Origin of the sequence: Streptomyces sp. Edi4 (genome assembly GCF_040253615.1) — a bacterium.
Classification (GTDB): domain Bacteria; phylum Actinomycetota; class Actinomycetes; order Streptomycetales; family Streptomycetaceae; genus Streptomyces.
Map to the genome: position 1 here is coordinate 804,435 of NZ_JBEJGY010000004.1, position 15,260 is coordinate 819,694.

15 protein-coding genes and 2 pseudogenes are annotated in these 15,260 nt (G+C 71.4%); 7 read left to right on the forward strand and 10 right to left on the reverse strand.

From position 1 onward, the window contains the following. The first annotated feature begins 15 nt into the window (after positions 1-15). The 4 genes from ABR738_RS05590 to ABR738_RS05605 all read left to right on the forward strand — a co-directional run bounded on the left by ABR738_RS05590 (position 16) and on the right by ABR738_RS05605 (position 5,455). Positions 16-1,551, forward strand: a complete 1,536-nt coding sequence (locus ABR738_RS05590; RefSeq protein WP_350228851.1) for an FAD-dependent monooxygenase — start codon at positions 16-18, stop codon at positions 1,549-1,551. Between the two features lie 480 nt (positions 1,552-2,031). Beyond that, complete coding sequence (locus ABR738_RS05595; protein ID WP_350228852.1) at positions 2,032-3,279, forward strand: alpha/beta hydrolase family protein; 1,248 nt, start codon at positions 2,032-2,034, stop codon at positions 3,277-3,279. A gap of 294 nt (positions 3,280-3,573) precedes the next feature. Continuing rightward, positions 3,574-4,749, forward strand: coding sequence for an alanine--tRNA ligase-related protein (locus tag ABR738_RS05600; RefSeq protein WP_350228853.1), 1,176 nt, complete (start codon positions 3,574-3,576; stop codon positions 4,747-4,749). 85 nt (positions 4,750-4,834) lie between these two features. After that, positions 4,835-5,455 (forward strand): L-threonylcarbamoyladenylate synthase, encoded by a 621-nt coding sequence (locus ABR738_RS05605; protein ID WP_350228854.1) that lies wholly within the window; start codon positions 4,835-4,837, stop codon positions 5,453-5,455. A 14-nt stretch (positions 5,456-5,469) separates the two neighbouring features. Here the strand turns inward: ABR738_RS05605 and ABR738_RS05610 are convergent, their stop codons facing one another. Continuing rightward, positions 5,470-5,688, reverse strand: a complete 219-nt coding sequence (locus ABR738_RS05610) for a ferredoxin (RefSeq protein WP_350228855.1) — start codon at positions 5,686-5,688, stop codon at positions 5,470-5,472. Positions 5,689-5,693: 5 nt separating this feature from the next. Then, positions 5,694-6,884, reverse strand: a complete 1,191-nt coding sequence (locus ABR738_RS05615; protein ID WP_350228856.1) for a cytochrome P450 — start codon at positions 6,882-6,884, stop codon at positions 5,694-5,696. Between the two features lie 111 nt (positions 6,885-6,995). On the opposite strand from ABR738_RS05615, the gene ABR738_RS05620 reads away from it, so the two are divergent. Further along, complete coding sequence (locus ABR738_RS05620) at positions 6,996-7,592, forward strand: TetR/AcrR family transcriptional regulator (protein ID WP_350228857.1); 597 nt, start codon at positions 6,996-6,998, stop codon at positions 7,590-7,592. A 462-nt stretch (positions 7,593-8,054) separates the two neighbouring features. On the opposite strand, the gene ABR738_RS05625 is transcribed toward ABR738_RS05620, so the two are convergent. Together ABR738_RS05625 and ABR738_RS05630 are read right to left on the reverse strand one after the other, a co-directional pair. After that, complete coding sequence (locus ABR738_RS05625; protein ID WP_350228858.1) at positions 8,055-8,246, reverse strand: ferredoxin; 192 nt, start codon at positions 8,244-8,246, stop codon at positions 8,055-8,057. Positions 8,247-8,266: 20 nt separating this feature from the next. Next, complete coding sequence (locus ABR738_RS05630) at positions 8,267-9,487, reverse strand: cytochrome P450 (RefSeq protein WP_350234434.1); 1,221 nt, start codon at positions 9,485-9,487, stop codon at positions 8,267-8,269. Between the two features lie 124 nt (positions 9,488-9,611). Here ABR738_RS05630 and ABR738_RS05635 point away from each other — a divergent pair, with 124 nt between their 5' ends. After that, positions 9,612-10,277, forward strand: a complete 666-nt coding sequence (locus tag ABR738_RS05635; protein WP_350228859.1) for a TetR/AcrR family transcriptional regulator — start codon at positions 9,612-9,614, stop codon at positions 10,275-10,277. A gap of 16 nt (positions 10,278-10,293) precedes the next feature. On the opposite strand, the gene ABR738_RS05640 is transcribed toward ABR738_RS05635, so the two are convergent. The 6 genes and pseudogenes from ABR738_RS05640 to ABR738_RS05665 all read right to left on the reverse strand — a co-directional run bounded on the left by ABR738_RS05640 (position 10,294) and on the right by ABR738_RS05665 (position 13,805). Further along, entirely contained in the window at positions 10,294-10,800 is a 507-nt protein-coding gene (locus ABR738_RS05640; RefSeq protein WP_350228860.1) for an AMP-binding enzyme, read from the reverse strand. Positions 10,801-10,867: 67 nt separating this feature from the next. Continuing rightward, positions 10,868-11,074, reverse strand: a pseudogene (locus ABR738_RS05645) (AMP-binding protein); the annotation flags it as partial. Between the two features lie 309 nt (positions 11,075-11,383). Further along, a complete protein-coding gene (locus tag ABR738_RS05650; protein ID WP_350228861.1) occupies positions 11,384-11,905 on the reverse strand; it encodes an ATP-binding protein in 522 nt (173 codons plus the stop codon). Positions 11,906-12,080: 175 nt separating this feature from the next. Next, a pseudogene (locus tag ABR738_RS05655) lies at positions 12,081-12,194 on the reverse strand (histidine phosphatase family protein); the annotation flags it as partial. Further along, a complete protein-coding gene (locus ABR738_RS05660) occupies positions 12,191-12,616 on the reverse strand; it encodes a histidine phosphatase family protein (protein WP_350234435.1) in 426 nt (141 codons plus the stop codon). The gene ABR738_RS05660 and the pseudogene ABR738_RS05655, both read right to left, overlap by 4 nt. After that, positions 12,579-13,805, reverse strand: a complete 1,227-nt coding sequence (locus ABR738_RS05665) for a hydroxymethylcytosylglucuronate/cytosylglucuronate synthase (protein ID WP_350228862.1) — start codon at positions 13,803-13,805, stop codon at positions 12,579-12,581. Before ABR738_RS05665 ends, ABR738_RS05660 begins: the two co-directional genes overlap by 38 nt. A 934-nt stretch (positions 13,806-14,739) precedes the next feature. Between ABR738_RS05665 and ABR738_RS05670 the strand changes: the two genes are divergently transcribed. Then, complete coding sequence (locus tag ABR738_RS05670) at positions 14,740-15,063, forward strand: hypothetical protein (RefSeq protein ID WP_350228863.1); 324 nt, start codon at positions 14,740-14,742, stop codon at positions 15,061-15,063. Positions 15,064-15,260: the final 197 nt, after the last annotated feature.

Consider the following 15,260-nt stretch of genomic DNA (forward strand, 5'->3'; position numbering starts at 1 on the left):
TGAAGGGGACCCCTCATGCATGACGTAGTGATCGTGGGCGCAGGCCCGGTCGGACTGTTCCTCGCCTGCGAACTCGGCCTCGCGGGCTGTTCCGTCCTGGTCCTGGAGCGGGAGCCCCAGGGCCGTTCCCCGCTCAAGGCGAAGCCGCTCGGGCTGCGGGGTCTGTCCGCCGCGTCGGTCGAGGGGTTCTACCGCCGCGGAATGCTGGACGACCTGGTGGCGGCCTCCGGTACGCACGAGGTCTTCGGCCCCGTCGCAGGACCGGGCGCCTCCCCCGGCGCCGACACCCCCGGGGCCCCGCGCGCCGGGGGCCATTTCGCGGGCATGCTGCTCGACCCGGCGAAGGTCGATGTCACCGCCCTGCCGTTCTGGCTGCCGAGCCCGGCGCCGCTGCGCATGCCGACCGACCTCGAAGCGGTCGAGACCCTGCTGGCCGAGCGGGCCGCCCGGCTCGGTGTGGAGGTCCGGTACGGCGTCGCGGTGTCCGGCCTCACCCAGGACGACGAGGGTGTGGTGGCCCGGGCCGGCGAGGACGAGTACGCGGCGCGCTGGCTGGTCGGCTGCGACGGCGGGCGCAGCACGGTGCGCGGTCTCGCCGGCTTCGAATTCACCGGCACCGGGCCGCAGTTGACGGGATACGTCCTCGAGGGCACGATCGCCGGTCCCGAGGAGCTGAGCTTCGGGTTCGTCCCCACCCCCCGGGGCATGTACCTGCGGCTGGGGCAGGGATACATCGCCATGATGGACTTCGACGGCGGCGCGTTCGACCGCTCGCGGCCGCCGACCAGGGACCATCTCCAGGAGGTCCTTCGCCGCATATCGGGCACCGACGCGACCTTGAGCGACGTCCGCCTCGCCTCCAGTTTCACCGATCGCTCGATGCAGGTGCCGAGCTACCGGCGCGGGCGCGTCCTGCTGGCGGGGGACGCCGCCCACATCCACTCCCCGCTCGGCGGGCAGGGACTCAACCTCGGCATCGGCGACGCCATGAACCTCGGGTGGAAGCTCGCGGCGACCGTGCGCAAGGACGCGCCGGATGGGCTGCTGGACACGTACAGCGCTGAGCGCCATCCGGTCGGGGCGGCCGTGCTCGACTGGTCGCGCGCCCAGGTGGCGGTCATGCAGCCCGGCCCGATCGGCCAGGCACTCAAGGGCGTGGTGCGCGACCTCATCGGGACCGGCGACGGCACCGCCTATGTGTTCACGCGGCTTTCGGGGACGTGGGTCCGCTACGACCTCGGCGACGAACACCCGCTGGCGGGGCGCAGCGTCCCGGACTTCCGCCTCAAGGACGGCAGGCACATCGGCGACCTGTTGCGGGACGGACGCGCGGTCGCGCTCGACTTCAGCACCGAGCACCGTCTGAGCGGTTCGGCCAAGGACCGCGAGGGCCGGATCCGGTACGTGGCGGGCCCGGTTGACGACGACCTCGGCCTCGGCGCCGTCCTTGTCCGGCCCGACGGCGTGGTCGCCTGGGCGGGCGAGCGCGTCCCGGACCCCGTCGCGTTCGAGCGCGCGGCCGACCGCTGGCTCGGCGGCCCGGAACTCTGATGCCGTTCCCCAACACACGTAATGTGTATGGGAGTTGACGCTCCGCCCGGCGTGGTGCGGATTCCGTACGTCGGCGTCCAGAATCCATCTGTACAGGGCCCCCGGGCGCTGCGAGGGTAAGGACGTACCGGACGGGGGCCCTCCTGAACGCCTGGGCGGGACCGCCCGATCCATCCGCACGGCACGCACCACCACATACTCCCGGTGGGCAGGCGCATCCGGCAGGGCGACCGCGGGAGTTCCAGGCCGGCCTCGCCGCCACCGGGGAGGCGCCCGGCGAGGGGGTACGGCCGCCCCCTGGTACTCCCCCCATCAGGGAGCCGCCCCTCGCCGGGTCCGCTGCCGTACGCCCCTCACGTGAGCGGTCTGCGCCGGGGCGGTCTACGCGCCGGGGCGCGCGCGGGGGTTCGGGAAATCCGAACCCCCCGCGCGGGGGGCTCCACGATGGTGTGGAGGCGGCCGCTGAGCCAGCCTTGACTCATGACCAGTTCACTCTCCCGCAAGGCATTCCTGTCCGCCGTCGCACTGACCGCCGCCGCGTGCCTGGGCTGCGTCGCTCCGGCTGTCAGTGGGGCCCCGTCGTCGGCGCGGGCGCGGGTGACACTGCCCGCGCCAACGGGACCGTATCCGGTCGGCACGACAGCACTGCACCTCACCGATGACAGCCGCCCCGACCCGTGGGTGGGCTCGCGTCCCCACCGGGAGCTGATGGTGAGTGTCCGCTACCCCGCACGTAATGTCGCCGGCCATTCAAGGGCGCCGCAGATGTCGCCGGGCGAGGCGGCCGGGTTCGACGCGCTGAACAATCTCACGGACATACCGAAGGGCCGGGTCGACTGGGCGGTCACGCGAAGCCATGCGTTTGAGGGGGCGCCGATCGCGGCGCACGGCGCACACGGTTTCCCCGTGGTGCTGTACTCGCCAGGCGCCGCGGATCCACGGAGCCTGGGCACGACCCTGTGCGACGATCTCGCGTCACGGGGTTATGTGGTGGTGATGATCGACCACACCTACGACGCGACGGCGGTCGAGTTCCCGGGCGGGCGCGTGGAGAAGTCCGTGCTGCCGCGGGAGTTCGACAAGGCGGCCAACGGCGGCGACGAGCAGGTCACCGCGCTGTTGAAGAAGACCATGGCGGTGCGCGTGGCGGACACGCGGTTCGTACTGGACCAGCTGGGGCAGCTGCCCGGTCAGCTGCGCGGGGCGCTCGACCTCGCCACCGTGGGGATGTTCGGGCAGTCCGCAGGCGGGTTCACGGCCGCGCAGAGCCTGCACGACGACCGGCGCATCAAGGCGGCGGCCGACCTGGACGGTGTCCTTGGTTACACCCAGCGCGACGACGACCCGGCGAACCCGTCCTCGGTCGGAGTGGACGGCGTCGACCGGCCCCTGCTGCTGATGGGCAAGGAGGGGGACAATCACCACACGGTCGCGTCCTGGGACGCGGCGTGGCGGCACAGCAGCGGGTGGCTGAGGGACCTGACTCTCACCGGCGCCGAGCATGCGAGCTATACCGACCTCCAGTCCGAAATACCGCAGCTGGCCGTCCCGTTGGGGCTTTCCGGGAAGACCGTCGCCGCCAACATGGGCACCGTTGAGCCGGGGCATTCGGTGGCCGCGCAGGAGGCATATGTGTCGGCCTTCTTCGACCGCTGGCTGAGGGGCCGGGACCGCCCTCTGCTCGACGGTCCCTCCGAGCGCTTCCCGCAGGTGCGGTTCGTGAAGTGACCAGAGGCGCGGGGCCTGGGGGCGAGCGCAATTCGGATGCGGACCGGCCGCCCGCCGCAGTACCGTGGTGGGCATGAAGGTCATCATCTGTATCGGCGCCTCGACCGCGCGAGCGACCAGCTCGCCGGTTGCCGCCGCCTGACCTCACCCCCCTCCCCCGGCGACCGGAAACGGCCCGTCGGTGGATGGTCGGATTCTCCTTGTGGATCCCTGTCACGCATCCTGTGGATCCCTGTCACGCATCCCCTGCCGCGGTGCCGCTCCCGGCCGCCCCGCACCAAAGGATCCGCGGACATGGACACCGAGCGCGTCATCGCCACCTTCGTCGAGTACTTCCAGGACCGGGGCCACCGGCGCGTCACGGGATCGAACCTGCTGCCGCCTCCGCAAGACCCCGTGCTGTTCACCACCTCCGGCATGCATCCGCTCACCCCGTACCTGGAGGGCCGCTCCCACCCGTCCGGCGGGCGACTGGTCAATGTGCAGCGCTGTCTGCGCACCACCGATCTGGACGAGGTGGGCGACACCACGCATCTGACGGTCTTCGAGATGCTGGGCACCTGGTCGCTCGGCGACTACGACGGCTCGCAAAGCATCGCCTGGGGCCACGACCTGCTCGTCGACGGCTTCGGCGTGGACCCGAAGCTGCTGCACGCCACGGTCTTCGGCGGAGACCAGGACGCCGGCCCCGACACCGCTTCCCTGCGGACCTGGGAGGAGCGCGGGGTGCCGGTCGAGCTGACCACGCGGGAGAACTGGTGGTCCAACGGGCCGTCCGGTCCCTGCGGGCCCGACTCGGAGATCTTCATCTGGACGGGAGACACCCCGCCCCGGTCGACACCGACGGGCGACGAGCGATGGGTGGAGGTGTGGAACCACGTGATGATGCGCTACCGGCGCGGTGAGGACGGCGCCCTCGGCCCCCTGCCGCGGCCGAACGTCGACACCGGTCTCGGCCTGGAACGGCTCGCCGCCGTCCTCCAGGGCAAGAGGTCGGTCTTCGAGATCGATCTGTTCGAGCCGTGGATGCGTACGGTGCCTTCGCTGTGGCCGCTGGAGGAACCGCCGCTGCGTCTGGTGGTCGACCATGTGCGGTCGGCCATCGTGGTGATCGGCGACGGCGTGCCGCCGTCCAACACCGGGCGCGGGTACGTCCTGCGCCGGCTGATCCGGCGAGTGCTCACCACGCTGTGGGAGGCCGATTCCTCCCGGACACTCGGGGATCTGCCCGGGGAGCTGTTCCAGCACACGCTCGGCCACTTCGGTCAGAGCCGCCTTCCGGGCGAGGTCCGTGAGGTGCTGCTCGACGAGGAGCGGCGCTTCACCCGGCTCCTGGAGCGGGGCAGGCGCGTCCTGTCCCAGCCCCGTTTCTCCCACGGCCTCGACGAGGAGGACTACCACTATCTGCACGACACCCACGGCCTGCCCCGCGACCTGGTGCGCGGCCTTCGCGGGGGTTCGTCGGGGTGAGGCCGGGCACCGGTTGGCGGGGCGCGCGGGGCGCCCCGCCCCCGGTGGGCGGGGCGCCCAGCTGCCGGGACCTTAGACTCGGCGGATGGCAAAGTACTTCGACGTGCACCCCGACAACCCTCAGCGGCGCACCATCAGCAGTGTGGCGGACAGCATCCGTTCCGGCGCGCTCGTCGCCTACCCGACCGACTCCTGCTATGCGTTGGGCTGCCAGCTGGGCAGCCGCGACGGCATCAACCGGATCCGGTCGATCCGCGCCCTGGACGACCGCCATCACTTCACTCTGGTGTGCCAGAACTTTGCCCAGCTGGGTCAGTTCGTGCAGATCGACAATGACGTGTTCCGCGCGATCAAGGCGGCCACGCCCGGCAGTTACACGTTCATCCTGCCCGCGACCCGGGAGGTGCCGCGTCAGCTGCTGCACCCGAAGAAGAAGACCGTCGGCGTGCGGATCCCCGACCACGCCGTGGCTCAGGCCCTCCTGGAGGAGCTGGGCGAGCCCCTGCTCTCCAGCACCCTGCTGCTGCCCGACGAGGACGAGCCGATGACGCAGGGCTGGGAGATCAAGGAGCGTCTTGAGCACGTGGTGGACGCCGTCCTCGACTCCGGTGACTGCGGTACCGAGCCGACCACGGTGCTCGACTTCTCCAGCGGCGAGCTGGAGATCGTACGCCGGGGAGCGGGCGACACCTCCCGCTTCGAGTAGCCGCGTGCCCGGTGTCAGTCGCGGCGGGGTCCGATGACGCCGCTCGCGTCGGACACCGTGATCGCCTGGGCGGGACAGGCGTCGGCGATGTCCAGAAGCAGCTCGTCCGGTTCCACGCCGTCCGGCAGCACCCGCGCGTGCCCGCCGTCCAGCGCGAACACCTCGGGGGCCGCTCCCGCGCACATGCCCGAGGCCAGACACAGCTGCGGATCCACGCGTACGGTCCAGGTCATGGCGCTCACCACGCGACCGGCATGACACGCGGCCCACGGACCAGCATCTCTGACTTCCAGGTCACGTCGCCGGCCAGTTTCAGGCCGGGGAAGCGGGTGATGAGGGCGCTCAGCGCCTCCTGGAGTTCCAGCCGGGCCAGCGGTGCGCCGAGGCAGTGGTGCACTCCGTGGCCGAAACCGAGGTGCTGGTTGCCGTCCCGGGTGATGTCGAGCACGCCGGGGGCGCTGAACCGCAGCGCGTCGCGGTTGGCGGCGCCGGCGGCGACCAGGACCGGGGTGCCGGCCCGCACCAGGGTGCCGCCCACTTCGATGTCCTCGGTGGCATAGCGGGCCTGGCCCGCGCCGCTTCCCAGGGGGACGAAGCGCAACAGCTCCTCCACGGCGTTCACGACGAGTTCGGGCCGGGCCCGCAGCCGCGCCAGCTGTTCGGGGTTCTCCAGCAGGGTGAGGGCGAAGTTGGGGATCTGGGAGGCGGTGGTCTCGTGGCCCGCCACCAGGATCGTCACGCACAGATCGACGAGTTCGAGCTCCGAGAGGCGGTCGCGGCCGTCGCGCGCCTCGATGAGCGCCGTCATCAGGTCGTCCTGAGGATCCTCGCGGTGCACGGCGATCAACTCGCGCATATAGGCGCGCAGTTCCTCCCGGTTGGCCTCGAACTCCTCCGCCGTCAGGGAGCTCGTCGACAGGGCCGCGTCGCTCCAGACCCGGAAGCGGGGGCGGTCCTCGGTGGGCACGCCGAGCAGTTGACAGATCACCGCCACCGGCAGGGGCAGCGCGTAGGTGTCCACCAGGTCGGCGGGTGGACCCGCCTCCTCCAGGTCGTCGAGCAGGCTGGTGATGAGTTCGCGGACCTGGGGGCGGAGCTTTTCGACTTGGCGGACGGTGAACGCCCGCGCCACCAGGGAGCGCAGCCGGGTGTGGTCGGGCGGGTCCATGCCGAGGATCCCGCTGACGGTACGCCCCTCGGACTGGCGGGGCTCGTCGTGCAGGGCGGCCTCGGCGCGGCTGAAGCGCTGGTCGCCGAGGACGAGCCGGGCGTCGGCGTAGCGGGTGACGAGCCAGGCCGGCTCGCCGTACGGCAGCTGGACCCTCAACAGGCCGGGCAGTTCGCGGGCGCGCTCGTACGCGTCGGCGAGCTGGAGTCCGTCGGCGGTGTTGAAGGGATAGGCGAGGGGTGTGATGTCGGCTGTCGTCACTGTGGCCTCCCAGATGTAAGCAGCTGCTTACAACGGTAGGGCCGGCCCTCCGGGCGGTCAACGGCGCATTGTGGCCGTTATCCTGACGGGCCGTCTGAGAGGAATGTCCCCATGGATCAAGCCCCCGGCCCGGCCACCGGCGAGCGCCGCCGCGACGCCGGAGCCACCCGGCGCCGACTGCTCGACGCCGCCCGCGATCTGTTCGCGGAGCGCGGCTACGAAGGGGTGACCGTCCGCGAGATCGCCGAGCGGGCCGGGGCCAACCAGGCCCTGCTGTTCCGTTACTTCGGGTCCAAGCAGGGGCTGCTCACGGAGGTCGTCGCCCGGGGCGGCCTGGAACAACTGCGTGCCACGCCACCGGAAGAGCTCTTCGAGACGGCCCTGCGCTCGATGCTGTCCAGCAGCGCGGCCGGCTCGGCCGACCGCTCGCTCGAGGTGTATCTGCGCTCCATCGGCCGGGGCGACGAGGCGACCGGGACGCTGCGGGAGCTGGGCGAGCAGTATCAGAGCGCCCTGGCCGCGCTCTCGGGCGCCAAGGACGGGGCCCTGCGCGCCGATCTGGCCATGGCCTGGCTGCTCGGCATCGGGCTCATGCGGACGGTCGTGGCCCGGGAGCCGCTGGCGAGCGCCGACCCGGACACCGTCTGCCGCCTCGTGGTGGACACGCTTGACCATCTCTGGGCAAACCCCGAGGAGGGGTCGGCCTAGCGGGGCCGTAGGTGGTCAACCCCCTTGCTGTTGGGGGTGGTTACTTCGGTGCGCCACGGCGGCACGCGGTCCGGGCTGGGCCGGGGCCGAGCTGGCCCGAGCCGGGGCCGGGCCAGGCTGGGCTGGGCCGAGCTGGGCCGGGGCGGGCCGGGCCAAGCTGGGCTGGACATCTCCCTGTTCGAGGGCACGGTCAGGGACAACCTGACGCTCTGGAACACCGGCATCCCCGACGACGACGTGATCGCGGCCCTGCGTGACGCCGCGCTCTTCGACACGGTCGCCGCCCGGCCCGGCGGCATCGGGCCAAGCTGGGCCGGGCCAAGCTGGGCTGGGCTGGGCTGGGCGAGGGCGAGGCGGCCCGGGCTGTGGCCCGGCCGGCAACCCCGGTCCGGCCCGGGGGCGGCGGCCGCGAGGCGGAGTGGGACGACGCCGCGCGGGACCGCGCCGGACCGGACCGTGCCGCTACTGCGTGACCCGGACCGCGCCCGATGGGCAGAGGCTTCCGGCCTGGCGGGCCGCGGCCTGCTCCGCGCCTTCGGGTTCGGGCGTGATCACCTCGACGAGACCGTCGTCGTCCTGGTCGAAGACGCCGGGCGCGGTCAGCGCGCAGAGTCCGGCGCCGACGCAGACGTTCCGGTCGGCGATGACGCGCATGGCGCCACCTTTCTCCCCGGTCACCAGGTGACCGGGAGTTCGTTGACGCCCTGGATCGTCGAGCCCGGGCGCAGCGTCAGCCGCTCCACGGGCACCGCGAGGCGCAGGGTCGGTATCCGGTCGAACAGCGTGGTGAGGATGACCTCCAGTTCCAGGCGGGCCAGGTTCTGGCCCAGGCACTGGTGCACCCCGTACCCGAAGGACAGATGGTGGCGGGCCGAGCGACGCACGTCGAGCGTGTCCGGGTCCTCGAAGACCGAAGCGTCGCGGTTGGCAATGGAGTTGGTGACGATCACGCCTTCGCCCGCGCGGATCACCTGCCCGTCGATCTCGATGTCGGCGGTGGCCAGCCGCCCGCCCGCGATGTCGGCGATGGCCAGAACGCGCAGCAACTCCTCGACCGCTCCCGGCACCAGGGACGGATCGGCCCGCAGGGCGGCGTGCTGGTCGGGGTGTTCGAGCAGGGTGATCACGCTGAGCGAGGTCATCGAGGCGGTGGTCTCATGGCCGGCGACGAGCAGCAGCAACGCGGAGGAGATCAGCTCCTCGCGGTCGATCCCGCCCTCCGCCAACTGGTGCGTGACCAGCTTGTTCAGAAGGCCGGGGCCGGGTTCGGACTGCATCTTGGCGATCAGTCCGTCCAGGTAGTGCTGGAGGTCGTCGCGCGCGGCGGACGCGCCCGCGACGTCCTCGGCCTGCAACAGACGCCGGCTCGCGTCCTGGAAGAAGTCGTGATCGGCGTAGGGCACACCGAGCAGTTGGCAGATCACCATCGAGGGGACGGGCAGCGCGAACTGACTGACCAGATCGGCGGGCGGACCGGAGGCGAGCATGTCGTCGATGAAGCCGTGCACGATGCGCTCGATGTCGGGGCGCATGCCCTTGATGCGCTTGACGGTGAACTCGCTGATCATCATCCGCCGGCGCGGCCCGTGCTCGGGCGGGTCCATGCCGATGAAGGCCTGGCGGTTCTGCCGGATGGCCTTGAAGCGCGGGGAGGTGGCGGGAAAGTCGTCGTGTGTGCGGTCGGAGGACAGCCGGGGGTCGGCGAGCAGGGCGCGCGCCGTCTCGTGCTTGGTCACCACCCAGGCACGTCGGCCGTCGTAGAGCGTCACGGGGCGCAGCGAGTCCGGGGCGTCCCTCAACTGACGGTAGGTGGCAGGTAGTTGATAGGGACAGGTGCGGTCCGCCGGGAAGGCCGGAGCTTCGGGCGCGGGAATGGTCGTGGTCTTCTCTGTCATCTCGGTCATCGAATCCCTCGAAACCTCAGACGCTTTTAAAGAACGGACAGTTCTCTAATCGGGAGGCTAGGCTGTCCCCCCTGGAGAACGCAACGGCCCCTATGGGACAGACGCGGGAGGCAAGGTGCCCCACAGTGCCGAATCGGCCACCGAGACACCCCTTGACCACCGCAAAGGCCCCCGGCGCCGGGGCGAGGAACTGGAACGCGCCATTTTGCTGGCGACCTTGGACGAGCTCGCCGAAGTGGGTTACGCCTCGCTGACCATGGAGCGGGTGGCGGCCCGGGCCAGGACCGGCAAGGCGGCCGTCTACCGGCGCTGGCCGAGCCGGGCCCAACTGGTCGTGGAAGCCTGCAAGTTGGGCAAGCTCTCCGACGACGACCTCCCCGACACCGGCGACCTCAGGGGCGACGTACTGGAGCTGCTGCGGCGCATGGCGGCGAGGATGGCCAGTCCGCTCGGCGACATCATGCGCGGGCTCGTCGCGGAGATGACCCGCGATCAGGAACTGGCCGAGCTGATCCGCCAGCGGATCCACACCGTCCGGCCCGCCGCCGTGCGGGTCGTCCTCGAACGGGCCGTCCAGCGGGGTGAGGTGGATCCTTCGGTACTGAACTCCCGCCGGGCCACGGTCGCGTCCGACCTGCTGCGTGACCAGTTCCTGCTGTTCGGCTCCCCCGTGACGGACGACGTCATCACCGACATCGTCGACGAGGTGTATCTGCCGCTCATCCTGAGCCCGGCCCCGCCCCGGCACCGGCCCGGGCAGCCCCCGACCGGCGACGCCTAGGACTTGAGAGGGGCATTCAGGAGCTCAGCACGCCTCCGCGGGCCAGGACCGGTCGAGACGTGACGCAAACGCCCCGGCCGGAACTCCGCCTGGACCAGGACCTGGACGGCCCCTCGATCGCGACCTGCCCATCAGCCGGTGGCTCGTGCCGCGAACCCTGATGTACTTGTCGGCCGGCCACCTGCCGAGACAGCCGGGCGCGATCCGTCTTGCCGTTCGAGCTGAGCGGGAACCGGTCGAAGACCCGGCAGTGGCCGGGCACGCGTGCCGGGTCCAGCCGCTCACCGAGGTGGCGCAGCACCTCGGCCGGCGACATCGTCGTGACGACGCACAGCACCATGTCGCGGCGGTCGGTGGGCGGCACCAGCACCGCCTGCTCCACCCCCGGTACGTCCCGGGCGACGGACTCGATCTCGGCGGCGCTGGTGCGCACGCCGTGCCGCTTGAACAGGTCGTCGCCACGCCCATGGAAGTGGAGGTGGCCCTCGCCGTCGAGATGCCCGAAGTCCCCGTGTGCAGCCACACCTCGCCGGTGCGTGATCGGTGCGGAAGCGGGTGGCGCTCAGCCGGGGAGCGCGCCAGTACCCGGCCATCACGTGCGGTCCGCGGACCACGAACTCTTCCACCTCTCCCGCCGGGACCGAAGTGCCGTCGGTGGCCAGGACGCGGACCTGCGTCCCGTCGAGCGGGCGGCCCACGGAACCGGGCCGGCGCAGATCCCCGTCCACCTCCAGTACGGAGATCCGTTTGCACTCGGTGGTGCCGTACAAAGGCCGGTGAGGTCGATTCGCGGGCACCGCGCGCCCTCCGCGACCGCAGGACCGAGGAGTTCTTCGTCGATCCCGAACTGCGAAGGCGCGCCGGTCATGTGCATCCCACCGGCCGGAGCCGCGCGCTTGGCGTTCACGCGCAGCAGCACCCGGGCCCGCGGCCCCCGGCGGCCGCGATGCGGTCGAGTTGCCGCGGTTCGTGCGGTGATTCCACCGAGGAGTCGAGGACCCCGTGCCGCAGGGTCCTCGCGATCTCCCTCGGCGGAGTTCAGCAGCCCGAGGATTTCCTCCCGGGTCACCAGCAGACTCAGTTTCATCGCACGCTCCCGTGCTCGGTCAGGGCAGCCAGCCGCTCAGGTCGACGATTTCCTGAGCGATCTCGTCGAGTCCTCGGTCCGCGTCGATCAGGAAGTCCCCGATCCGGTTGCGGGCCATGATCTCGGTGAGCTCCCTGGCCCTGCTGAGGTTGCGGGTCAGGCCCCGTCCGCGTTCCCGCTCGCGCATCCGGCCCTCCAGGGTGGAGTCGGCCACGTGCAGTCGGTAGACCGTGATGTCCGCGCCGGGCACCGCCTCCTCGATGAGTTCGAGGTCCTCGGCGCGCTCCACGATTCCGCTGAGGACGAGCCGGTCGGCGCCGGCGTCGCGGAAGTTGGCCCATACCGCGGCGAGGTTCTTGGCGCCGAGCGAACGGTTGAATCGGTCCTGGGAGCCGGGGACGTGGCACCAGCGGATGTCGTCCATGTCGATCAGGGCGTGGGCGACCTCGCGTTCCCGCAGGATTTCGCGGATCTCCCAACAGGTGACGGTCTTCCCCGTGCCGGACGGCCCGGTGACCACGATGACGGGCACATGTGTCATGGCGTTGCGTTTCCCATCCTCGACGTCCCGAGCGCGTCGTCGTGACCCCCCGGGGCGGGTCTTCCCATTCCGGCGGCTCGGCGGTGTTCAGAACGATTGCCTTCGTCAGTGACAGCTGGTCGTCCACCTCCAACACGTGGAAGTGACCTGGGCCGTGTCGGAAGATCCTGCTGCGTCGCAGAGGTACGCCGAGCAGGTGGCACAGCAGCCAGCTCGACGGGCCGCCGTGTGAGACGACGAGCACCCGCTCCGTCCCGAGCGCTGCGGCCTCCGCCACGATCGTGGTCACCGCCGCGACGAGGCGCCGGCGCGCGGCGCGAACGGACTCCTTCCCGGGCGGGTCGACCAGGTCGGTCGAGACGCGTCCCAGCGCGGTCTCTGCGCCGGTACGATCCGCGCGGCGATCTGCGGCAGCGTGAGGCCTTCGAGGGAGGGGAACGAACGCTCTCTCAGGTCCTTGTGCAGATGGACGGCGGCGCCGAGTCCGGCGCCCGCGAGGCCCCAGGTCTCCACCGCCCGCCGCAGCCGGGAGCACCACACGGCGTCGTGCCCGTAACGCCGCACGACGGGGCGCAGGGCGGCGGCATGTCCCCGCCGGGTCAGGCTTCGGCGGTCGTCGGGCAGGTGGACCTCCGAGGAGGTGACCGCCGCGTGTGCCGGAGGACGGCCGGAATCATCCGGTTTCCCTGCCCGCCGATGTCGGCCCGGGATGCTCGGCGAGCACTTCGCCGAGGCGCTGCACCACCTGGTGCGCGCCGCGGGTGCCCATCCGGCCGAGCAGGCCGCCCCAGTCCGATACCCGGCGGGCACGTCGGACCGCGGCGTACACGTCCCGTCGCAGCCGTTCCCGTACCCGGGTGTCCGCCTGCCGCGCGGCCCGTTCGATCGCCCCGTAGACGACCGAAAGGGCGGCATGTTCGCCTTGTGCGCGCACCGCTTCCACCTGCCGCAGGTCAAGGACCTCCGGCGGCCAGGGCACCCGGCAGGCCGCGTCCACCGCCGTGGCGAAGCGGTCCCCGTTGAGGATCTGGCTGACGTTCTGCGGCGGGAGACAGACGGTGGGCAGGCGTCGCTGGGCAGCCTCCAGCAACGTGGTCAGGCCCGGCGAGGTCACCAGTAGCTGAGCCCGGTCCAGCAGGGCCAGGAACTCCGCGTGGGAGCGCGGACCGACGCGGACAGGGATCCCGGCGCGCCGGGCGCCCTGTACCCAGGAGGTGTCGGGGTCGACGTTCCCGCAGATCTCCACGGTGCGAAGGCCCGCCTGGGCCAGCGCGCGAAGCGTCGGTTCCACCACCAGCCCGGGGTAGGCGTTGGCACTGTCGCCGCCAAGCGGCGAGTGGAGCCCGCCGAGGTTGAGCACGGCCAGGCCGGGCGTCCCGGCGTGGTGGGCCGGTGCGGGGGCGCTGAGGATCGCCTCGGTCCAGGTCAGGCGTTCTATGGCGCGCAGCGAGCCCCAGCAGGTCCTGGGGAGGGATTCACAGAGCTGGGCGCAGTAGCGGGTCGCGTTGTGCGGGATCGTGTCGTTGCCGGTCCACAGGTAGGGCAGGCTGTCCACGAAGACCGTGGGGCACCCGGCGGCCAGCAGCGCCGACGCGAACTCCGCGTCCAGCACTACGAGGGCCGCGCTCACCCGGTGCCTGTGCAGCAGGGCGCGCAGTCCCTCGGTGGTGGTCGGGGGCCGGTAGTACCACGTGTCCACCGGCAGCTTCGCGAGCAGGGGCCGGCCGAGCACCGTGCCCACCCCGATCAGGCGTGGCGGGGGTGAGACCTGGTCGGTGAGGTCGGTCAGGATGGCGTGCAGCTTCCCGGCGCTTCCCCAGCCGAAGTCGTGGCCGCGGAAGACGATCGTGGCGGGAGCCCGGGCGGCCGGTGCCCGCTCCGGCCCGTCGTCACGGGGCATGGTCACCAACCTCCGTTGCTGATGCCGTCCGTCGTGCTCTGCGGGGTAGTGTCGCAGACCGTCGCGGCAAGGGGCAGCTTCCACAGCGGGGCGCCGCTCGCGCGGTCGTAGCCTGTGATGTCCTTGAAGCCGGTCTTGGCGTACCCCTTGTCGGTGACCCACTCACCAGCGACCCAGTCCCTTTTGTCGGAAGCCTTGGGGCGTTCTGGTGGAAGAGCAGCTTCGCGGACGGCGGGGCGGCCTGCTTCGCGGAGCCACCACCCGTCCCCTTGCCCGGCGTCTGCCCCGGCTACGGGCTCGCTGCCGCCACTGCCGCGCGCGCCGCACGGCCGACTGGGAGGGACCCGTCGGCTAAGTGCTGGGCATCGGTGAAATGGGAGGCCTGAATGCGGCTGGGGGCGGCCCGAGACCCTGCGGGACGCCGGGCTGGGACTGCGATGGCGACCGGCTCGTCTCGTACGTGCCTCTGTGAAAAGGAAGTTGACGGCGACGGCGGCGACATGCGGTCGGCTCGGGGGCTGGGCCCATGATGACCACCCGAAGGGTGCGCGCGCCTGAGTGTGCGTACTCAGGCGGCGCCGAACGTGGCAGGCGATTCGAAGCACGTCATGGCGAGGCGGCGGGCGGGGACTGGAGGACTGTCACCGCACCGCACCCCACCGCTCGCCGGCGGGCTGGTGGACCGAACCGCGCGGCCGAGCGACACGAACTCATCGGCGGTCTTGCGCAGTTCGCCGCCCACGTCCCCTGAGGGCCGTCGGCAAACGTCAGCGGACCAACAAGGCGGTGAGGGCGACGATCGTGACGCTGCCGTTGGAACGGTGACCGGGCCGTCCCAGGAGGGGGCGCAACAGGTCGTCTGAGCATGTCTGCTCAGGATGGTTGAGTATGCGCTCGGATCACGAGGGCGCAGTCGGCGCGCTGAGATGGGGGCATGAACACTGCTCCGCAACCCGCCGTAGCCCGCTTCGTGACCGGATGGTCCATCGCCGGACTCGTCTTGCTCGTGCCGACCGTCGTCGTGGCGTGGATCGCCGTACTCTCCACCGAGCGCGGCACTGGCTGCTTGATGTACGGCGAGCAGTGCTCGACAGTCCCGGGCGAGGCCCTTTACGGCTGCTTCTGGGTAGCCCTGGTGGCGGGTCTTCTGGCGTTGGTGTGGCCCCGCGCACGGTGGGCGGGTGCCAGGACCGGGGCCGTCCTGGTGCAATGGGGCTCTCAGCTCACGCTGGGTCTGCTGATCCTCAGCGGCGCCTGACGTTTCCTCGGCTTCGTCGAGAACGGACGTTCACGCCTTGGCTGTTGGCCCCGGCGGGGCCGACAGCACTGCCCGGAAAGATCCGCGCCCACGCCTGTCCTGGTCGTCCGGACCGCCGCAGGTATGCCGCTTGCCCGGCCTCGTCGCGCTCGTACTCTCCGGTCAGCCGGAGCGGCGCCCCGGTGGCGTCGTCGGTG